20 protein-coding genes and 1 pseudogene are annotated in these 20,030 nt (G+C 63.9%); 13 read left to right on the top strand and 8 right to left on the bottom strand.

The genetic code is table 11. The features are described 5' to 3' along the window. Positions 1–50: 50 nt before the first annotated feature. Together JQK88_RS14745 and JQK88_RS14740 are read right to left on the bottom strand one after the other, a co-directional pair. Positions 51–923: a 50S ribosomal protein L11 methyltransferase gene (locus JQK88_RS14745; protein WP_203278680.1), complete on the bottom strand. Its 873-nt coding sequence runs from the start codon at positions 921–923 to the stop codon at positions 51–53. Next, positions 923–1,507, bottom strand: coding sequence for an SCO family protein (locus tag JQK88_RS14740; protein WP_192258434.1), 585 nt, complete (start codon positions 1,505–1,507; stop codon positions 923–925). The genes JQK88_RS14745 and JQK88_RS14740 overlap by 1 nt, the downstream gene beginning before the upstream one ends. Positions 1,508–1,719: 212 nt before the next feature. On the opposite strand from JQK88_RS14740, the gene JQK88_RS14735 reads away from it, so the two are divergent. The 4 genes from JQK88_RS14735 to JQK88_RS14720 all read left to right on the top strand — a co-directional run bounded on the left by JQK88_RS14735 (position 1,720) and on the right by JQK88_RS14720 (position 4,363). Further along, positions 1,720–2,226, top strand: coding sequence for a cytochrome b (locus tag JQK88_RS14735; RefSeq protein ID WP_192258433.1), 507 nt, complete (start codon positions 1,720–1,722; stop codon positions 2,224–2,226). A 62-nt stretch (positions 2,227–2,288) separates the two neighbouring features. Beyond that, on the top strand, positions 2,289–2,792 hold the full coding sequence (locus JQK88_RS14730; RefSeq protein WP_192258432.1) for a CreA family protein: 504 nt from the start codon (positions 2,289–2,291) through the stop codon (positions 2,790–2,792). A gap of 103 nt (positions 2,793–2,895) precedes the next feature. Beyond that, positions 2,896–3,537, top strand: a complete 642-nt coding sequence (locus JQK88_RS14725) for a DapH/DapD/GlmU-related protein (protein ID WP_203278679.1) — start codon at positions 2,896–2,898, stop codon at positions 3,535–3,537. 385 nt (positions 3,538–3,922) lie between these two features. Further along, positions 3,923–4,363: a low affinity iron permease family protein gene (locus JQK88_RS14720; RefSeq protein WP_203278678.1), complete on the top strand. Its 441-nt coding sequence runs from the start codon at positions 3,923–3,925 to the stop codon at positions 4,361–4,363. 8 nt (positions 4,364–4,371) lie between these two features. Here the strand turns inward: JQK88_RS14720 and JQK88_RS14715 are convergent, their stop codons facing one another. Then, positions 4,372–5,238 carry an SDR family NAD(P)-dependent oxidoreductase gene (locus JQK88_RS14715; RefSeq protein ID WP_203278677.1) on the bottom strand — a complete coding sequence of 289 codons (867 nt, stop codon included), beginning with the start codon at positions 5,236–5,238 and terminating at the stop codon, positions 4,372–4,374. Positions 5,239–5,368: 130 nt separating this feature from the next. Here JQK88_RS14715 and JQK88_RS14710 point away from each other — a divergent pair, with 130 nt between their 5' ends. Continuing rightward, entirely contained in the window at positions 5,369–5,650 is a 282-nt protein-coding gene (locus JQK88_RS14710) for a hypothetical protein (protein WP_095773965.1), read from the top strand. A gap of 6 nt (positions 5,651–5,656) precedes the next feature. Here JQK88_RS14710 and JQK88_RS14705 read toward each other — a convergent pair whose 3' ends face one another. Continuing rightward, positions 5,657–6,232, bottom strand: coding sequence for a TMEM175 family protein (locus tag JQK88_RS14705; protein ID WP_192258428.1), 576 nt, complete (start codon positions 6,230–6,232; stop codon positions 5,657–5,659). A 155-nt stretch (positions 6,233–6,387) separates the two neighbouring features. On the opposite strand from JQK88_RS14705, the gene JQK88_RS14700 reads away from it, so the two are divergent. Continuing rightward, on the top strand, positions 6,388–7,596 hold the full coding sequence (locus JQK88_RS14700) for an MFS transporter (RefSeq protein ID WP_203278676.1): 1,209 nt from the start codon (positions 6,388–6,390) through the stop codon (positions 7,594–7,596). Positions 7,597–7,694: 98 nt separating this feature from the next. Here the strand turns inward: JQK88_RS14700 and JQK88_RS14695 are convergent, their stop codons facing one another. Further along, positions 7,695–7,919 (bottom strand): hypothetical protein, encoded by a 225-nt coding sequence (locus JQK88_RS14695; RefSeq protein WP_246749833.1) that lies wholly within the window; start codon positions 7,917–7,919, stop codon positions 7,695–7,697. A gap of 176 nt (positions 7,920–8,095) precedes the next feature. On the opposite strand from JQK88_RS14695, the gene JQK88_RS14690 reads away from it, so the two are divergent. Next, entirely contained in the window at positions 8,096–8,890 is a 795-nt protein-coding gene (locus JQK88_RS14690) for a L,D-transpeptidase (RefSeq protein ID WP_203278675.1), read from the top strand. A gap of 76 nt (positions 8,891–8,966) precedes the next feature. Here JQK88_RS14690 and JQK88_RS14685 read toward each other — a convergent pair whose 3' ends face one another. Continuing rightward, positions 8,967–10,448 (bottom strand): esterase-like activity of phytase family protein, encoded by a 1,482-nt coding sequence (locus tag JQK88_RS14685; RefSeq protein ID WP_203278674.1) that lies wholly within the window; start codon positions 10,446–10,448, stop codon positions 8,967–8,969. Between the two features lie 228 nt (positions 10,449–10,676). On the opposite strand from JQK88_RS14685, the pseudogene JQK88_RS37160 reads away from it, so the two are divergent. Beyond that, a pseudogene (locus tag JQK88_RS37160) lies at positions 10,677–10,991 on the top strand (ferritin family protein). A 28-nt stretch (positions 10,992–11,019) separates the two neighbouring features. On the opposite strand, the gene JQK88_RS14675 reads toward JQK88_RS37160, so the two are convergent. Then, complete coding sequence (locus JQK88_RS14675) at positions 11,020–12,045, bottom strand: LacI family DNA-binding transcriptional regulator (protein ID WP_203278673.1); 1,026 nt, start codon at positions 12,043–12,045, stop codon at positions 11,020–11,022. Positions 12,046–12,240: 195 nt separating this feature from the next. Here JQK88_RS14675 and JQK88_RS14670 point away from each other — a divergent pair, with 195 nt between their 5' ends. The 5 genes from JQK88_RS14670 to JQK88_RS14650 all read left to right on the top strand — a co-directional run bounded on the left by JQK88_RS14670 (position 12,241) and on the right by JQK88_RS14650 (position 17,217). Beyond that, positions 12,241–13,272 (top strand): Gfo/Idh/MocA family protein, encoded by a 1,032-nt coding sequence (locus tag JQK88_RS14670; protein ID WP_203278672.1) that lies wholly within the window; start codon positions 12,241–12,243, stop codon positions 13,270–13,272. Next, positions 13,269–14,177, top strand: a complete 909-nt coding sequence (locus tag JQK88_RS14665; RefSeq protein ID WP_203278671.1) for a sugar phosphate isomerase/epimerase family protein — start codon at positions 13,269–13,271, stop codon at positions 14,175–14,177. The genes JQK88_RS14670 and JQK88_RS14665 overlap by 4 nt, the downstream gene beginning before the upstream one ends. Before the next feature lie 104 nt (positions 14,178–14,281). Further along, positions 14,282–15,295, top strand: coding sequence for a substrate-binding domain-containing protein (locus tag JQK88_RS14660; protein WP_203278670.1), 1,014 nt, complete (start codon positions 14,282–14,284; stop codon positions 15,293–15,295). Between the two features lie 87 nt (positions 15,296–15,382). Beyond that, a complete protein-coding gene (locus tag JQK88_RS14655) occupies positions 15,383–16,180 on the top strand; it encodes an ATP-binding cassette domain-containing protein (protein ID WP_192258536.1) in 798 nt (265 codons plus the stop codon). Beyond that, on the top strand, positions 16,177–17,217 hold the full coding sequence (locus JQK88_RS14650; protein WP_192258419.1) for an ABC transporter permease: 1,041 nt from the start codon (positions 16,177–16,179) through the stop codon (positions 17,215–17,217). The genes JQK88_RS14655 and JQK88_RS14650 overlap by 4 nt, the downstream gene beginning before the upstream one ends. A 21-nt stretch (positions 17,218–17,238) precedes the next feature. Here JQK88_RS14650 and JQK88_RS14645 read toward each other — a convergent pair whose 3' ends face one another. Beyond that, the gene (locus JQK88_RS14645) at positions 17,239–19,914 is read right to left on the bottom strand and encodes an ATP-dependent helicase (RefSeq protein WP_203278669.1); all 2,676 of its coding nucleotides are present in this window, start codon (positions 19,912–19,914) and stop codon (positions 17,239–17,241) included. Positions 19,915–20,030: the final 116 nt, after the last annotated feature.

The following is a 20,030-nucleotide window of genomic DNA, read 5'->3' as shown; positions in this document are numbered from 1 at the left end:
TTTATGCATGTCGTCCTCTCAAAACCGGGACCACTTTTGAGCGACATGCATTAGTGTTTGAGGTGGATCGTCACCCAGCCTTCGCGGTGCAAGGTCCTGACATGGCGAAAATTCTGGCCGACATAGGCCGAGATCACCGCGTTGCATTGGCGATCGAGGATGCCGGACAGCACGATCGAGCCGCCGAGCCGGATATGCCTGGCCATTTCCGGCGCCAGCCGCATCAGCGGCCGCGCCAATATGTTGGCGACGATGAGGTCGAAAGGCGCGCGTTTGCCGAAGACCGGGTGATGAAAACCGGGCGACGTCACGGTTTCGACCAGCGCCTTGACGTGGTTGAGGCGGGCATTGGCGGCGGCAACGCTGACAGCGATCGGATCGATGTCGGTCGCCAGCACCGGAATATGCGCCAGCTTGGCAACTGCGATCGCCAGCACCGCGCTGCCGGTGCCGAGGTCGAGAGCATTCCTGGGATGCTCGCGGCGCACAACCCGTTCCAGCATTTCCAGGCAGCCGGCCGTAGTGCCGTGATGGCCGGTGCCGAAGGCAAGGCCGGCCTCGATCTCGATGGCGAGTTCGCCGCTGTGGCGCTTCCTGCGGTCATGCGCGCCGTGGACGAAGAAACGCCCGGCGCGCACCGGCTTCAGCCCTTCCAGCGAGCGTGCCACCCAGTCGATATCGGGCAAGACCTCGCGTTCGATCGGCTTCGACAGGGAAAGGCCAGAAAGGATATCTCTGAGCCGTGCCTCGACCGCGTCGACATCGCCGTCGGCATAGAGCGAGACTTCATGGATGTCGCGGTCCTCGTCGACTTCGAGCACGGCGAGCGGCAGGCCTTCATCCTCGAAAGCCATTTCGAGCGCGGCAAAGATGCTGTCGGCCTCGACCTTCCCGGCCGTGAAATGGAGCCTGGTCTGCGTCATCAGCTTTGGGCGCCTGCCGCCAGCCGCTTCAGCTTGGCGATCGCCGTGTCGGCGCTCTCGCCGTAAGCGATCGTACCGGCGAACTCGCCCTTGGCATTCAACAACAGCACAGAGGCGGTGTGGTCCATCGTGTAGTCGCCGTCGCCGGTGTCGACCTTTTTCCAGTAGATGCTGAACGACTTCGCCATCGCGTGCACCTTGTCGGGATCGCCCGATATGCCGACGATGCGGTCGGAAAAATTGCTGACATAGGTGTTCATCACCTGCGGCGTGTCGCGCTCGGGGTCGACGGTCACGAAATAGGCGTTGAGGGTCTTGCCGTCGTCGCCCAGCGTCTTCAGCCAGCCGGCAAGTTCGAACAGCGTGGTCGGACAGACTTCCGGGCAATGGGTGAAGCCGAAGAAGACGACGCTGGGATGGCCTCTGAAGGCAGCTTCGGTGATCGGCGCGCCTTTCTGGTCGACCAGCGTGAACGGCGCTCCGAACGGCTCGCCGCCATAATGGCCCTTGTACCAGTCGAAGGTGAGCCAGCCGATGCCGGCCGCCATCAGGACGAGAATGCCGACCAGGATTGAACGCATCATCAGGAAGTGTCCGTCGTGATTTCTTTTAGGCGCCGGATTGGCGCCTGCGGCGGAAGTCTTAGCCGGTAGCGGCGGTCAAGGCAAAGATGCCGCGTTGCCGCAACCGGCTCTCGATGCTGCCTCGCACGCGGCCGGAGTTACCAAACGGTAATTTGACCGGTTTGGGCCTCTACCTATCTTGACAGTCTGTTCTCTTGCTGTGGAACCAGCCAATGTCGGATATGTCTGTGGCTTCCTACTCGAAAACCCAGATATGGCTGCACTGGAGCATTGCGGCGCTGATCCTGATCCAGTTCCTCGCCCATGACGGCATGGAGCACGTGTGGCGTGCCTTTCGCAGGGGGCAGGAGGCATCGCCCGGTGATGTGCCGCTGGCCTATCTGCATGTCGTGATCGGTCTGGCCGTGCTGGTTCTGGCTGCGTGGCGGCTTCGGCTCAGGGCGACGCGCGGCGTTCCGCCGGTATCGGGTATGGAGCATCCGGTGTTGAAACCGCTCGCCAAGGCGACGCATTTCGTCATCTACGCCCTCATCTTCATCGTCCCGCTCTCGGGCGCCGCCGCATGGTTTGTTGGTGTGCCAGGGGCAAGTCTGGTGCATGTGCTGGGCAAGAACATCCTGCTCTATGTGGTGCTCTTGCATACGGCAGGCGCGCTGGTTCAGCATTTCGTCTTCAAGACCGACGTGCTGCGGCGGATGCTGGCATTCCGGCAGGCCTAGCTTGCAAAGCCAGGCTGCTCGCCCCACCTGAGACCCGGCAACCAGAACCTGAGGAGGCTCCGTTGCAGAGACGGATTGGGCAGAAACTGATCGGTGGCGCATTGGCCGCATGCATTGTCCTCGGCGCCGGCGCTGCCGCGGCCGAGGAGGTCGGCAAGGTCGGCGTCGACTGGCTCGGCAACGACATCATCGTCGAGGCGATCAAGGACCCGAAGGTCGACGGCATCACCTGCCACGTCTCCTATTTCGACCGCGGCGTCATCGACCGGCTGCAGAAAGGCAACTGGTTCGAGGACCCGTCGGATTCGTCGATCTCGTGTCGCCAGACCGGGCCGATCACCATCGGCGACATCGACATGAGCGAAGGCGGCGAAGAGGTGTTCAAGCAAGGCATCAGCCTGATCTGGAAGAAGCAGGTGGTGAACCGCATCTATGACAAGAAAAACCAGACGCTGATTTATCTCTCGCATTCACGCCAGGTGCAGGACGGCTCGGCGAAAATGTCGGTAACCACCGTGCCGCTGTTCGGTCAGAGCGTGGTGTGGACCAACGGCCAGCCGAAATAGGGCGGACTCTGGGCTGTCTGGCCGCGCGACAATTGCTTCCGCGTTGCGGCAGCAATTGCGCGGGACAATTGCTTCCGCAATTGCGCGGAGGTAAATCCGCGCCATGGACCGTACTGAAAACCTTGTCCTCAAAGACCCTGAACCGCGCATTCATCCGACGGCCGAGCTGAAGGCGTGCAAGCTCGGCCGCTATGCCTCGATCGGCGAGCGGGTGGTGCTGCGCGAGGTCAATGTCGGCGATTTCTCCTATTTCGAGCGCCACGCCGAGGCGATCTACACGACGATCGGCAAATTCTGCTCGATCGCCGCCAACAGCCGCATCAACGCGCTGGAGCATCCGATCGAGCGGGTCACGCAGCACAAGCTCAGCTACCGCCCGAACGAGTATTTCCGCTGGCTGGGTGTCGACGCGGCGTTCCGCGAACGGCGGCAGGCCAAGGCCGTCAGCATCGGTAACGATGTCTGGATCGGCCATGGCGCGGTCATCATGCCGGGCATCAGCATCGGCAATGGCGCCATTGTAGGCGCCAATGCGGTGGTGACGCGGGATGTGCCGGCCTATGCGATCGTCGCCGGCGTGCCGGCCAAGCCATCGCGCCGGCGTTTTACGCCTGAGATCGCGGCGCGGATCGAAAGCCTCGCCTGGTGGGACTGGCCGCCGGAAAAACTGGCGAAAGCGGTTCCCGACATGCAAGCCCTGGCGATCGAGGACTTCCTCGATCGCTGGGAACAGGAGCGCTCCTGAGCGCAGCGGTCGGATTAGCATGCCGCCAGCTCTCGCCGCGCGTGCGCGTCTTTATCGACTGGCTGGTCGAAATCCTCGCACCGAAATTCCGAGACAGCGCGCCTGTTGGGGGAGAGAGCCGCCGGTCTACGGCAACAACCCCTTCCGCTATGCGGGGGTGGCGCAGCGGAAGGGGCTTTGGAGGTAAACCGCTGTGAAGCGGAAGGAACAGGCTCTCCGGCCTGCACAGGGACTATGGCAAGAAACCCATAAGGCGGCTTTTCCCGGCGCTGCGCCTTTGGCGTGTGTTCAATTGCATCAGCGATATCACGCGCGACAGGGAACCGGGAGCGGCTGCCGGTTGTTTTGCTGGAGCGATGAATGCGGCTCCCATCGGGTCGAACTCATGAGGGATTTTGAATTGGAAAAGCTGTTCACCAAGATCGCCAACACGGTTGCTCATCTGGCCGGCCTGCCGCTGACCTTTGTCGGCTGCTGCGCGATCGTCATCGTCTGGGCGGTCAGCGGGCCGTTCTTCGGTTTCTCCGATACCTGGCAACTGGTCATCAACACCGGAACGACGATCATCACCTTCCTGATGGTGTTCCTGATCCAGAACACCCAGAACCGTGACGGCGCCGCGGTCCAGGCCAAGCTCGACGAATTGATCCGGGTCGGCAAGGGCCACAACCATTTCATCGGCATCGAGCATCTGACCGAAACCGAGGTCGAGGAAATCAGAGACAAATGCGAACGCGCGGCCAAGCGTCATGACCGCGAGATCGCCGAGCAGGCCGCCAAGAAAGCCGTGGCCCAGAAACGCGCTCCAAAAAAACGCGCCGCGTGAACCGTTGCTCAGCGCTCCATGAAGGCGGCGAAGGCGTCCTTGTGGTCGGGGTGCCAGCGCGAGAGAGCAGGGCGGTTCTCGATGATGTCGCCGATCGCCCAGGCCATGCGTTTTTCGTCCGTCGACCGCTTCACCTCATTGTCGGGGCACAGGATGTAGAAATCGCCACGCGTGAGCGAGGCCAGCATGAAGTCGATCACCTGCTCGCCGGTCCAGGCGCCGGCCGGTTTTTCGGTCGCGCCTTCGGTGATGCCGGTGAAGGTGAAGCCGGGGATGAGAAGATGCGCCGCAACCTTCGCGCCTGGTTCGTTGCGCAACGCATGCGCCAAGCCTTCGGTGAAGGTCTTCAGCGCCGATTTGGAGACGTTGTAGGCCAGGTTGCCGGGTGGCGTGGTGATGCCTTGCTTGGAGCCGGTGTTGACGATCAGGCCTGGCTTGCCCGACGCCAGCATGGCTGGCGCGAAGGCCTCAACGCCATGCACGACGCCCCAGAAATTGATGTCGATCAGCCGCTTCCAGGCGTCGCCGTTTTCCCAGGGCTTTCCCGGATTGTTGCCGACGCCGGCATTGTTCATCAGCAGCGAAACAGTGCCGAAGGCACTGTGCGTCTTTTCCGCCAGCTGGCCGAGTTCGTCGGCCTTCGAGACGTCGGTGGCGACGGCGAGCACGGCATCCTCGCCGGCGATCGCGGCGACCGCCTGGCGGGCCGCATCGAGGCGCGCGCCGCCAATGTCGGCCAGCACCAGCTTCATGCCCATCGCCGCAAGCCTCTTGGCCGCGGCAAGGCCGATGCCGCTGGCGCCGCCGGTGATAACGGCGACATTGCCTGGGCTGAGGGAGGGCAGAGCGGACTGGATTTCGGCATCGCTGGTCATGGTCATGTCCTTGTTTGGGGTCGCGCCGAACTTAGCGCGGGAAGCGCTTCGTGCAAGCCTGTCCAGCGTGTTCGGGTTGACCGTACAGGCGCTGGCTGCGCATGGTGCGGCTGAAAAGGGAGACTGCCGATTGACCGACTGGATCGCAATCCTGAAGGAGCAGACCGCTACCGGCGACCAGATGGGCCGCGAGGTGCCGCAGATGCTCGCCAATCCCGATATCAGCGAAGCGCAGGTGAAGACCTTGTTTTCGGCGTTGGAAAAACAGGCCGAGTTCGTCGAGAAATTGCGCATGGCGCTGGAAAAGTTCGGCCATGATTTTTCGATCATCAAGGCGGCCGAGCGGCTGGAGGAGCGCTATGCCGATCTTGCCGCTTCGGTCGCCGAAAAGTTGAAGGCTATGCGCAAGTAGCGCCAGCTACTTTTCGATCACCCTCGAAAACCGCGTATCCGGCACGAACCAGACGGCAGCCACCAGAAAGTAGATCGCGACGCCGATCCACTGGTTGACGAAAGTCAGCAGCACGGCTGTTATGTAAAGCGCCACCGAAATCTTGCCCTTGCGATCACTGCCCAGCGCCTTGGCGAAGGCGGTGTCGTTGCCATGCAAATGGTGCAGCTTGGTCACAAGAATCCTGTAGGCGACCCCACACAGCACGAGGTCGACGCCATAGACGGCGACAGGGACCGGCGCGAAATGATTCTCGCCCATGAAGGCCGTCGTTGCCGGGATCAGCGACAGCCAGAACAGAAGGTTGAGATTTGCCCACAGCACGCGGCCGTCGACGCGTTGCACGGTGTGGAACATGTTGTGCAGATTGTTCCAGTAGATGCCGACATTGATGAACGACAAGACATAGCTGAAGAAGATCGGCCACAGCGGGGCCAGCGCGGAAAGATCCTCGCCATGCGGCACTTTCAGCTCCAGCACCATGATGGTGATGATGATGGCGACGACGCCATCGGTGAATGCCTCGACCCTGCCTTTACCCATGGTTTCTCCCTCTCGTTGGACGGACGTTACGGGAGGATTTCGTGCAAGACCATCCTGACAAGATTGTCAGGAGCGGGTTCGGCAGGCGGAACGGCAATCCTTACATAGACGTTGGGCTTCGATCGGGGCGTTGGGGCAACTGGCCGGAGTTTGCTATGACCAGCTATGCCGAGACGACGACACGCGGCCATGAACTCGGCGGCCGTGCCGCGATGACTGCGGTTGCCGCCATGATCGCGGCGCTGTTCGCCGGCAGCACCGCGCTGACGCCGCTTTACATCATCTACAAGCAGGCTTTCGGTTTCTCGCAGATCACGCTGACGCTGGTCTACGCCGTCTATGTCGTCGGCAATCTCGGCGCATTGCTGATGTTCGGACGCTTGTCCGACGGCATTGGCCGCCGTCCTGCGGCGCTGGCATCGATGGCGGTGGCGGTGGTCAGCGCGCTGGTGTTCCTGCTGGCCGAGAATGTCGCCTGGCTCGATGCGGCCCGCATCCTGAGCGGCCTTGGCATAGGCATCGGCGCGGGAACAGGCACGGCCTGGCTCGCCGAGCTGATCGAAGGCAAAGACAAGTCGCGCGCGGCTGTCATCGCCACCAGCACCAACTTCGTAGGCCTTGGCCTTGGCGCGCTGGCCTCTGGGCTGCTCGCCGAATATGCGCCCTGGCCGCTCAGGCTGACGTTTACGGTCTATCTGGCGGTGCTTGTCATGGTAACGCTGCTGATCTGGCGCACGCGTGAAACCGTCTTGCAGCCTGGGCGACTGGCCGATGTTTCGCTGCGGCCACGGCTGTCGGTGCCGGCCGATATCCGCGCCGCCTTTGTGGCGCCGGCGGTGACCGGCTTCGGCGCCATGGCGCTGGTCGGCTTCTATGCAGCGCTGGCGCCGAGCATTCTGGCGCAGCAGCTGCATGTAGCCAACCATGCCGAAGCAGGCGGGCTGTTCTTCGAACTGTCGATCGTGGCCGCAGCCACAATTCTGGCCACGACCAGACTGCCCAGCCGTGCCGGCATGCTGGCGGCGCTGGCACTGATGATCCCCGCAGTGGCGCTGGTCGTCGCAGCTCAGTTTTTTGCCTCGATGTCGCTGATGATTGCCGCCACTGCTCTCTGCGGCGTGGCGGCGGCACTCGGCTATCGCGGCGGTCTGCAGGTGGTGAGCCAGATCGCGCCGGCCGACCGTCGCGCCGAAGTGGTGTCGGCGTTCTTCATCTGCTGCTTCTGCGGCAATGCGCTGCCGGTCATCGGCATCGGCCTGTTGTCGAATTGGAGCAGCCCGACGACGGCAAGCCTGGCCTTTGCCGGCATGATCACTCTCTTCTCCGTAATCGCGTTGGGAGTCGGCGCAAAATACGCGCGCTGAGAATCACCCGTTAGGCGTCTCGGGCGCCATGTTGGCTCGCTGGCGCGGTATGCCGAGGCCGGTGTCGGGCGGCTCGCCGGCCGCCGGACGGTCCTCGATCATGTGCATGGTGCGCCAGCGGCCGAAGCCCTGTTGGCGTTGGACGTCGCGGTCAGCGCCGATTCGCCGAGAAAGCGGCCGACCCAGACGGCGTTGATCGAACCGTTGAGCGATTGCAGCACGTTGGAGCCGAGCACCGGCAGCTCGAACAAAAGCAGCGTGCGCGGGATCGGGCCGCTGGTCAGGTTGACGGGGCGCCGGCGCGCGGGCATTTTTTCGTCCATGGGCTGCTCGGCGAAGGTTCCTCTCAAAGTCCGCCCGGCAATGATTGCCGATTTAACGGGCAAGGTCGATGCGCCATCGGAACATTCCGCCCGGCTGCCTCGCGCCAATCAGGTTCTCAAAGCATCCGGAATGGGCTATGGATCGACGCCGCGTGGGGCCGCAAACCGGGGGGACCATGTCCGACAATCCGCTTTTTTCCGAGCGCCTGAACCGGCGCGCGTTTCTTGGGGCATCCGCCTTGGGCGCCGCTTCCGTGGCGCTTTCGGCCTGCACAACCACGGACGTGGTGCCGCCGCCGGTGGCAGCGCCGCCGCCGCCAAGCGATTCGGCTTTCGGCGCTGCCGAAAGCATGTACGCGGCACGCGTCGACGAGGGCTATCAACTGCCGGCGATCCCGATATCCAAGCTCGATCCGAAGTTCGTGCGCCAGATCGTGACCGACCCGACCGGGGAAAAACCGGGCACCATCGTCGTCGATACGTCGGAGCATTTCCTCTATCTGGTGCGCGATGGCGGCAAGGCGATCCGCTACGGCGTCAGCCTAGGCAAGGCCGGGTTCGGCTGGACCGGCAGCGCCGTGGTCCATGCGCGCAAGAAGTGGCCGGTGTGGACGCCGCCGCCGGAAATGATCCAGCGCCGCCCCGAGCTGGCGAAATACAAGGACGGCATGCCGCCGGGACCGCAGAGCCCGCTCGGCGCCCGCGCTCTCTATCTCTTCCGTGACGGCAAGGACACGATGTACCGGCTGCATGGCACGCCGGAATGGGATTCCATCGGCAAGAACGCGTCGTCGGGCTGCGTGCGCTTCATGAACCAGGACATCATCGACCTCTACAGCAGGGTCAATGGCGTAACCCAGGTCCATGTGCGCGCGAACTTCTCGGTCGCCGGGGAGAGCTCCGCCGTGTCGAACAGGACCGCCGAGCCGATCGATGCCGGCGTGCCGAGGGATGCCGAAATCCTGAAATAGGACATCAGCGGTCCGCTGATCGCCGACAAAAAACGGAGGCGCCCGGGCGCCTCCGCTTTTTGTCTGTTGTATACGACTACTTCTTGGCGAGGCCCGGCAGCGTGACCTGATAGACCAGGAACATGGTGTCGACATCGGCGCCGTCCTCGGCCTTGTAGGGCGCGCCAACCTGGAAGCCGTCCTGGGCGAGGAAGTCGTTGTCGTTGCCGACGAACAGGAAATAGTCGTCGGGCAGCACCGGATCGAGCACGCTGACCACCGACATCGCTTCCCACTTTTCCGAGAGGTTGTTCTTGTCGTTCGGCTTGCCGTCATGCAGGCCGAAGCGGCCGAGTTCCTTGTTGTCGTTGATGTCGATGAATGGTGTCAGCTTGGCCGGCGTAACCGACGGATCGAGCACGCCCTTGGGTGCAACCGGCTTGTCGGCGGCATCGAAGGCGCCGCCGGCAATGTCGGTCGCGGCCGAGACGTCGACGACGAAGATCTGGCGCACGAGCGAGGTGTCGCCCTTCACCCCCTGGCCGTTGCCGCTGTCGCGCGCCAGCATCAGGAAGGTCTTGTCGGACAGCGCCACGATCTCGCTCTGCGCGGCGATCTTGGTCTTGCCCTTGTCGTCCTTGAACACCGGCAGCGGAACGACATATTCGTGCACCAGCTTGAGGTGTGCCGGGTCGGTGGCGTCATAGACCAGTGCGCGGGTGTTCTGGCGCGTGGCGCCGGAATCGCCGCCATCCTGTCGGGGCGCCGACTGCAGCACCGCGATCAGCGACTTGCCGTCCGGCGTCAGCGCCATGCCTTCGAGGCCCTGGTTGTTTTGACGGCCGGTTTCGGGATCCTTCGGATCGGGTTCGGCGGCACCCGGGCCCGGATTGTCCGAGGCGAAGTTCGGCTTGCCCTTGCGCATCGGCACCAGGGCCGCCGGCGGCTGCATCGCCGACATCAAATGGCCCTCGGCCGAGAAGCGGTAGATGTTGGGGCCGTATTCGTCGGAGATGAACATGGTGCCATCGGGCAGCCGCGCGATGGCCTCATTGTCGAGCGCCAGCTTGCCGTTGGCCTCGGGCAGGATCGGCATGTCGCCGTTGGCCGCGCGCACGCCGTTGAGCGGATCGAGGCCGGTGGCATCGGCGCCCTTGTCGTCGGTGAGCAGGATGGAATCGGCAAGCGTCGCCTTGACGCCGGTCTGTTCCTGGCCGGCGGCGGGCGTGGCGCCCAGCGCGGTCGGCGTGAGCTCGATACGAATAGTGTTGAGGCGCGGCCGGTAGTCGGTGGTGCCGACGACATTGTAGCCGCGGTCGGGCAGCAGCCAGAGCGAACCCTTGTAGCCATTGGCGTCATGCGTCCAGCTCGCGGCGTCGATCGACATCCCGGAGCCGGAGCCGAAGGTCTCGCCGAACTTGTCCTTCAGGTCGGCCGGGATGCGGCCGACGCCGACCAGGCCCTTGTTGACAAAGCTGACACCGCCAACGGTGGCGGTGCTGTCGGCAAGGGCAGGGGTCAGGGCGGTAAACAGCGCCAATGCGGCGCCGAGCGACAGGGTTCGGTGCGAGATTTTCATGGAGATCCTCTTTGTGACAAGCCTTGAGCGGCGCAAAGGGCCCCGCATCGCATCGACGATGTCGCAAGCGCCCTCCCGCAAAGCGGTCTAGGACGCGAACATGATACTTGCGTGACAGAGCGGGCGTCGCCCTACGGCGGGAACCATTCCTGATCTTGGTCCGTTGCAGCGAAGCCTTGGCGCTGCTTGCAATCGGTCGGCGAGGCAGGGGATCAGGAGAGGACGAAAATGGGTTTCGACCAGTATCACGAGCCGCCTGAAGAGCTGACGCAAAAGGTGCGGACCTTTGCCCGCATGATCACCTCGCTGATCGAGGAGGCGGAAGCGATCGGCTGGTACGAACAGCGCATGTCGGTGGAAAAGGACCCGCAGGCCAAGGCGATCATGAAGAACGCGTAAGGCGAGGAGTTCAAGCATTTCGGCATGGATCTCGAATTCCTGCTGCGCCAGAAGAAAGACTGGCGGGCAGAGCTGAAGGAAATCCTGTTCACCACGGGCGACATCGTCAAGGCCGGCGAGAAGGGCGAGAAGAAGGTGGATTGAGGCGGACCGGCCTACATCCCGCGGCGAATCAATCGCTGTCGCGCGCAATCAGTTCCAGCGGCCAGACTTCGCGGATGATGCGTGTGCCTTCGGGGCCGGCGAAGGCGGGGAGCGAGGCCAGCAGCATTTCGGCCAGCCGCCGGCCCATGGGCTCCAGCGACGGACGGAAGGCGGTCAGCGCCGGCGAAAAGTAGCGGCAAAGCGGCGTGTCGACGATGACGATCACCGCGATGTCGTGGCCGGGCCTGATGCCCATCTCGGCCAGTGCCTTGCAGCCGCCGAGCGCCATGGCGTCATTGTTGAAGATGATGGCCGTCGGCCGGTCCTTGGAGAGCATCACGCGCGGCGTCACCTGGTAGCCTCCGGCCTCGTTGATGAAGCCGTCCGCGATCAGGCCGGGGTCGACTTCGATGCCGTGCCGCTTCAGCGCCTTGCGGTAGCCGTCGAGGAACAGGTAGCCGAAGTTGAGATCAAGCGAAGGGCGGATGGCGGCAATGCGGCGGTGGCCGCGCGCGACCAACCGGTCGACGGCTTCATCACCCGCCCTCTCGAAATCGATATCGAGCGAAGGATAGGTGTCGTCGCCGGATTGACTTCGGCCAAGCGTGGCGAAGGGAAAGCCGGCCTTGCTGAGATAGTCGATCCGATCGTCTTCCCGCCGTGTATTGGCCAACACGACCGCGTCGGCCCGGCGCGTCTCAACCACGCGGCGCAGCCTCTCCTGCTGATATTGGCCGGGCTCACCCATGACGACCATCAGATCCAGGTCATACTCGGCGAGCCGCGCCTGCAGACCGGTCAGGAACGGGATGAAGAACGGTTCGCCATATTGCTGGTCGTCGGGATGCGGTTGCAGCATGAAGGCGATCGAATGGGTGGCGCCCTGTCTGAGGCTTCGGCCCGACTGGTTCGGGGAATAGTTCAGCTGCTTGGCGGCGGCGAGCACGCGCTGGCGGGTGTCGGCATTGACGTCGGCGCGGCCGTTCAGCGCCCGCGACACGGTGCCGATCGAAATGTTCAGGTGACGCGCAAGGTCGTGGATGCTGGACGCCAAGGACTTCTCTCCGCCGACCCTTGGCTAGCACCGGCTGCCGCTCAGGCCAAGGCTTCAGGATGATTTTTGCAAGCAGCCGATTGACATTCTACGCCATCGGGTGTGTTGTCGTAAACGTTTACGGAAAAACGTTTACGGTGATGCCGCGAATGCCGTGACATTCGGTCTGGAGGGACCGGACGGGAGGAATGCCGGATGATGAACGCCGTCCTCGTCGGCTGTGGTGCGATGAGCAAGGCCTGGCTTGATGCCGCAAGGCAAATCGACGGGCTCGCCATTGTCGGCCTTGTCGATCTCGACGCCGGACGGGCGCAGGTGAGGGCGCGCGAATACGGGCTGGACGGCGCCGTCATCGGCACCAGCCTCGATGCGGTGCTCGACCAAACCAAGCCTGACGCCGTGTTCGATGTCGTGATTCCCGCCGCCCGCCGCGACGTCGCCTTTGCCGCCTTCGCCCACAATTGCCATCTGCTCACCGAAAAGCCCTTGGCCGATACTCCGGAAAACGCCCGCGCCATCGTCGAGGCGGCGCGCCGGGCTGGGCGCATCCATGCCGTGGTGCAGAACCGGCGCTATGTCGCCAATGTCCGGCGCATAAGGCGGTTTCTCGACTCCGGCGCCATCGGCAAGCCGACCAGCATTCACGCCGACTTCTTCGTCGCGCCGCATTTCGGCGGCTTTCGCGAAGAGATGGCGCATGTGCTGCTGCTCGACATGGCGATCCACACATTCGACGCCGCCCGCTACATGGTGGGCGGCAATCCCGCCGGCGTCTATTGCCAGGAATGGGAGCCGGCCAATTCCTGGTATCGGCAGGGCTCGTCGGCCAGCGCCGTCTTCGACCTCGGCGGCGGCAAGGTATTCACCTATGCCGGCTCATGGTGCGCCGACGGCTTTCGCACCAGCTGGGAAGGCAGCTGGCGCATCGTCGCCGAGCGCGGCAGCCTCATTTGGGACGGCAATGACGGCCTGAAGGCGGAAGTGGTGGTGCCGGGCCGCGACGGGATTATCGACAAAACGCAGGCGATCGAAGTGCCGGCGCTCGATCCCGCCGACCGCATTGGCGGCCATCTCGGCATCATCAGGGATTTCATGCGCGCCATCGAGACCGGCACCGAACCGGAAACGCGCGGCTCCGACAACATCAAAAGCCTGGCCATGGTTTTTGGCGCCATCGAAAGCGCCGAGACCGGCCGGCGCGTGGCGATTACACAGGAAGGACCATGATGCCAAACCCGCTTCTCGACATCCGGATCGGCACCATGGTGCGGGCCAATCTCGACGACCCGGCAGCCTACATCAAGCAGATCCTGCCGCTCGGCTTCGAGAGCATCCAGCCCTTCTTCTGGCAGACGCTGGGCGGCAAGGATCTGCCGCGGCTTGCCGGTGAGATTCGCGAGGCGATCGGCGATGCCGATGTCAGCGTGTCCTCGCTCGGCGTGTTCGGCAATCCATTGGAGGATGGCGAGGTCGATCGTGGCGTGCTCGCGGCCTGGGAAACCGTCATTGACAATGCACATCTGTTCGGCACTTCCACGGTCAGCGGCTTCACCGGCCGCCTGCGCGGCAAGAAGCTGACCGACAGCCTGGCGCGCTTCCGCGAGGTCTGGAGCCCGCTGGCAAAACGCGCCGCCGACAAGGGCGTGCGCATCGCCTTCGAAAACTGTGCCATGGACGGCAACTGGGCCGCCGGCGACTGGAACATCGCCCACAATCCGGATGCCTGGGAACTGATGTTCAACGAATTGCCCGACGACAATCTCGGGCTGGAATGGGAGCCCTGTCATCAGCTCGTCTACCTGATCGATCCGATGCCGCAGATCCGCAAATGGGCGCCGCGCATCTTCCATGTGCACGGCAAGGACGCGACGGTGCGCTGGGATGTCATCCGCGAGCATGGCGTGTTCGGCCGGCTGCCCTTCGTGCAGATGCGCACGCCCGGTTTCGGCGACAGCGACTGGACGCGGGTGATCAGCGAATTGCGGCTGGCCGGCTATAAGGGCGCCATCGACATCGAGGGTTGGCACGACCCGGTCTATCGCGGCGATCTCGAAATCACCGGCCAGGTGCGGGCGCTTGAATACCTGAAGCAATGCCGGGGAGGAGCAACCTATCTGCCGAACCCGGCGTGAAGGAGCGGCCGGCGGGAGGAGCCGGCCGGAGAAGAGTGTTGAGCACTGCCGTAAGCGAATGTCGAAACCCCTCGGCTCACCGAGGACAAAAGGGAGGAACGTGCATGAGCATCGCAATGAGAACGACACTTCTGCGCTCGACCGTCGTGGCCGCCGCCACCGCGCTGTGCGCCGCCATCTCTACCTTGCCGGCGCGGGCGCTTGACGCCCAGTGGTGCAAGGATGTCCACATCCGCTTCTTCGTCGGCGGCGCCGAGGGCGACGCTTTCGGCACCATCGTCTATAATGGCGCCAAGCAGGCGGCGGCCGATCTCGGGCCGAAGGTCGACTACATCTTCTCGCAGTGGGACGTTGAGAAGATGGTGCAGCAATTGCGCGAAGCCGTCGCCGTCAAGCCAAACGGCATCGCCATGATGGGCCATCCCGGCGACGCCGCGATCATGCCGCTGGCCGAGCAGGCGCATAAGGACGGCATCAAGATGATGTACCAGAACGTGCCGGTGCCGAAGGTAGTGGAAGCGTTCGGCGGCGGCTATGTCGGCGCCCAGCAGGAACAGCAGGGCCGCGCGCTCGGCGCCGAGGCGTTCAAGCTCGGCAAGCTCAAGTCCGGCGACAAGGCGATCATGATCGGCCCGTTCGAGAACGAGGCCCGCGGCGCGCGCGAGCGCGGCACGGTGGCCGCGTTGAAGGAGGCCGGCGTCGAGGTCATCCAGCTGTCATCGCCGCCGAGCGGTGAGTGGGCGTCCGACCCCAATCTGGCGATACCGGTGATCACGGCAGCGCTCCTCAACAATCCTGACGTCAAGGCGGTCGGCTATCCCGGCGGCCAGATGCTCGGCAATGTCGCCACCTACATGCAGGCGGCAGGCCGCAAGCCCGGCGACATCTTCAATTTCGGTTTCGACACCAGCCCGCAGATCGTCGAAGCGTTCAAGGGCGGCTGGGTGCAGCTGACGGCCGATCAGCAGCCGTTCCTGCAGGGCTACCTGCCGATCCTCAGCCTCTGCCAGCAGGTGGTGCTGGGCTTGGCGCCGATGAATGTCGACACCGGCGCCGGCTTCGTCACGCCGCAGAATTACGAGATTGTCGCCGAGCTCGCCAAGCAGGCGCTACGCTGACCTCCCAAGCTGCCGGCTGGGCTCAAGCCCAGCCGGCAGGACCGCTGGCGAGAATGCCGGCAAGCGACAATGAACGCGAGGATCGCCATGGCCGAACGCATCATCGAACTGCGCGACATCAGCAAATCCTACGGCCAGGTCTATGCGCTGGGCGGGGTCAATCTCAGCGTCGATCGCGGCGAGGTGGTCGGCCTGATCGGCGACAATGGCGCCGGCAAGTCGACGCTGATCAAGATTCTGTCCGGCGTCGTCAAGCCGACCAGCGGCGAGATCCTGGTGCGCGGCAAGCCGGTGACCGGCTGGAGTGCTGCGCGCTCGCGCGACGCCGGCATCGAAACGGTGTTCCAGGACCGGGCGCTGGCGGTGCAGCAGACCATCGTGCGCAACATCTTCATGGGCCGCGAACTCACCGGCTTCATGGGCTTTCTGAAGGTCAACAAGGAGATCGAGGAGGCGAGTCGGCTGATGCGCGAGATCGGCTTCACCTCGAAAGTGTTCACGCCGCATTCGATCGTCGGCCAGCTGTCGGGCGGCGAACGCCAGGGCGTGGCGATCGCGCGCGCCATCTACAAGCAGGCGGAGCTTATCATCCTCGACGAGCCGACGACGGCGCTGTCGCTGACTGAGACCGCCAAGGTGTTCCACTTCGTGCGTCAGGTGCGGGCGAGCGGCCGCTCGATCCTGTTCATCGGCCACAACATCCACCATGTCTTCGACATTGCCGACCGCTTCGTGGTGTTGGACCGCGGCAAGGTGGCGCTGACCGCCGACCGCACCGAGGTCAAGTCGGCCGAGGATCTCATCAATTTCATGGAAGACGTAGCACACCCCGGCGGATTGCCGGGCTTGCACGATGCCGGCGACGCGGAGAGGGCAGTGCGATGAGCAAGACCATGGAACCCGATCTGCAGAGCTCGCTCGGCGGCGAGGCAGCGCGACCTGAGTGGAAGCACCCGTCCGATCACTGGCTGCGCGGCTTCGTCATCGATAATCGCGCCGCTCTCGGCACGCTCGCCGTGTTCATAGTCATGATGGCGGTGTTCCTGGTCGCCAACCCGACCGTGTTCACCACCTGGTATCTCTACAGCTCGGTGCTGACGACGCTGCCGGTCGCGCTGTTCGTGGTGGTGCCGCTGGTCTTCGTCGTCACCTGCGGCGAGATCGACCTGTCGTTTCCGGCCACCATGGGCTTTGCCTCCTGGGTGTTCGCCCTGGTGGTGCAGGCCGGCTATGATCCGTTCCTCGGCATAGCGGCAGCAATCGTCACCGGGACGCTGCTCGGCTTCCTCGTCGGATCGCTGGTCGTCTATGGCGGGCTGTCGTCGCTGATCGCCACGCTCGGCATGAACTTTTTGCTGCGCGGCCTGATCCAGATCATCAACGAGGGCAAGTCGACGGCGCTGACCGGCCTTGCCGACAGCTGGGCCTACAAGATCTTCTCCAGCCAGGTGTGGGGTATCCCGGTGCAGATCTTCTGGGCGCTCGCCTTCGTCGTTTTGTCAGCGATGCTCTACAACCGCCACCGCTTCGGCGCGCAGGTCAGGGTGGTCGGCGACAATCCCGACAGCGCCCAGCAGATGGGCATCGACGTCAAGCGTGTGCGGGTGAAGGTGTTCGTCTTCGTCGGCATCGGCGCTGCGATCGCCGGCACGTTTTCGGTGATGATCAACTTCACCTGGTGGCCGACGGCCGGAGACGGCTATCTCCTGCCGGTGCTGGCCTCGGTGTTCGTCGGCGGCACGCCGACCTGGGGCGGCATCGGCACGGTTGCCGGTGGAGCCATCGGCGCGGTCACCGTCGCCTTCATCCAGACCGGTGTCGTGGCGGCGGGGCTGAGCGGCTTCTACGTCCAGTTCTTCAACGGCCTGATCATCATCCTGTCGCTGCTGGGGCATAAGTGGAACCAGGCGAGGTATCGGTGAGGGGGTAGCCGTTAAGGCAGCTCACACCGCCGCGACAAACCCGTCCAGCACGCGTTTCTGGCCGGCCTTGTCGAAGTCAATGGTCAGCTTGTTGCCTTCGATGGCCGAGATGTTGCCGTTGCCGAATTTCTGGTGGAAGACGCGGTCGCCGACGCTGAAGGGGGACGGCGTGTCGGCGACGGATTTGGCGACCAGTTCGCCGTCGATGGTGCGGCCTTTGACCGAGGTGCGGCCGGCGCCATAGCCGGAGTCGGTCTCGCCATAGCCGATGCGCTCGACCTGATGGCCGGAGCGCGAGCCCCAGTTGCGGTCGGTCGCCTCGGTGCGGTTGGCCTGCGCGCGCTGCCAGCCCGGCGTCGCATAGGTGTTGGAGAAGGCGCCGGATTTTTCCGCGCCGACATTGTCGAAGCGCGAAGCGCCATAGGGGTTCTGGCGGCCACCGCGTCCTGAAGCAAACGAGCCGCCGCCATAGGAATTGCCGTAGCCGCCATAGGAGTTGCCGCTTTCGGCGACCTCGACATGGGCGTTCGGCAACTCTTCGAGGAAACGCGACGGGATGGTCGACTGCCATAGACCGTGGATCTGGCGGTTGGAGACGAACCAGATATGCAGGTTCTTCTTGGCCCGCGTCAGGCCGACATAAGCGAGCCGGCGCTCTTCCTCCAATCCGGAACGGCCGCCTTCGTCGAGCGCGCGCTGATGCGGGAACAGGCCTTCCTCCCAGCCGGGCAGGAAGACGGTCTCAAATTCGAGGCCTTTGGCCGAATGCAGCGTCATGATGCTGACGGCATCGAGCCCGGCATTCTGCTCGGCATCCATGACCAGCGCGACGTGCTCAAGGAAGGAGCGCAGCGACTCGTATTCCTCCATGGAACGGACCAGTTCCTTCAAATTTTCCAGCCGGCCCGGCGCTTCGGCCGAGCGGTCATTCTTCCACATGTCGGTGTAGCCGCTCTCCTCCAGAATGGTCTCGGCGAGTTCGGTGTGCGGCGTGGTTTCCAGCGCCTTCTGCCAGCGCTCGAAATTGGCCGCGACTTCGCGCAAGGCGGCGCGCGGCTTCGGCTTCAGCTCGTCGCTTTCGGCCAGGTTGCCGGACGCTTCCAGCATCGGGATGCGCAGTGCACGCGCCGTGTCGTGAATCTGGCGGATGGTGGCTTCGCCGAGGCCACGTTTGGGCACATTGACGATGCGCTCGAAAGCGAGGTCGTCGCCGCCATTGGCGACAACGCGGAAGAAGGCCAGCGCATCGCGGATTTCCATACGCTCGTAGAAGCGCGGGCCGCCAATGACGCGGTAGTTGAGGCCGAGCGTGATGAAGCGGTCTTCGAAGGCGCGCATCTGGAACGAGGCGCGGACCAGGATCGCCATGTCGTTGAGATTGTGCTTGGCGCGCTGATAAGCCTCGATGGTCTCGCCGACGGCGCGGGCCTCCTCCTCGGAATCCCAGGCGGCGTGGACATGCACCTTCTCGTCGTCCTCGGCGACCTTTTCGGTGAACAGCGTCTTGCCGAAGCGGCCCTCATTGTGGGCGATGAGGTGCGAGGCGGTGCCGAGTATATGCGCGGTCGAACGGTAATTGCGCTCCAGCCGGATGATGGTGGCGCCCGGAAAATCCTTGTCGAAGCGCAGGATGTTGTCGACCTCGGCGCCGCGCCAGCCATAGATCGACTGGTCATCGTCGCCGACGCAGCAGATGTTTACGGTGGAGCGCTGGGATCCCTCCCCCTTGAGGGGAGGGTGGCCGGGCGAAGCCCGGTCGGGTGGGGTCCGTGCGGCAGCGCTCGACGCCCTGGTGGTGCCTTCTGCGGCGACCCCCTCCGCCCGCTTCGCGGGCACCTCCCCGTCGAGGGGGGAGGATTGCGGCCGCTGCGCCAGGAGCCGCAGCCACATGTACTGCGCCGTGTTGGTGTCCTGGTATTCGTCGACGAGGATGTATTTGAAGCGCTTGTGGTATTCCTTGAGCACGTCCGGATTGGCGCGGAAGATGCGGATCGGGTGGCAGAGCAGGTCGCCGAAGTCGCAGGCGTTGAGCGTCTGCAGCCGTTCCTGATAGGCCTTGTAGAGCTCGCGGCCCTTGCCGTTGGCGAAGCTGCGCGCATCGCCTTCGGCGATGTCGGCGGGACCTTGCCCCTTGTTCTTCCAGCCGTCGATCATCTGCGCGAACTGCTTGGCCGGCCAGCGCTTGTCGTCGAGGCCTTCGGCCTGGATCAGCTGCTTGATCAGCCGCACGACATCGTCGGTGTCGAGGATGGTGAAATCGGATTTCAGCCCGGCAAGCTCGGCGTGCCGGCGAAGCAGCTTCACGCCGATCGAGTGGAAGGTGCCGAGCCACGGCATGCCCTCGACATTGCCTTCGCCGATCAGGATGCCGATGCGCTGCTTCATCTCGCGCGCGGCCTTGTTGGTGAAGGTCACGGCCAGGATCTGCGACGGGAAAGCCCGGCCGGTGGCTAGGATGTGGGCGATGCGGGTGGTCAGCACCCGCGTCTTGCCTGTGCCGGCGCCGGCCAGCACCAGGACCGGGCCTTCGGTGGTTTCCACCGCCAGCCGCTGCTCGGGGTTGAGGCCGCTGAGATAATCGGGCGTATCATTGCGGCCGCTGCGGGCCGCCATGGCGCGCGCGGCGATCCCTGACGGGGCCGCGGGCCTCGCATTCGGTTCGTCAAAGAAAGGCATGTCTTCCGAAAAGCCGGACATCGTCCCCGAATGTAGTGATTCGGCAGCGAAAGACCAGAAGTGTCTACGTTTTGTTCTGGTTTGGAAGCCAGATTCTCGATGGTGGTGGGAATATTATCGCTGCCGCATCCGACAGC

It is taken from the genome of Mesorhizobium caraganae (assembly GCF_016836705.1).
In the GTDB taxonomy this organism is placed as follows: domain Bacteria; phylum Pseudomonadota; class Alphaproteobacteria; order Rhizobiales; family Rhizobiaceae; genus Mesorhizobium; species Mesorhizobium caraganae.
This window is presented reverse-complemented; position numbering and strand designations above follow the sequence as displayed.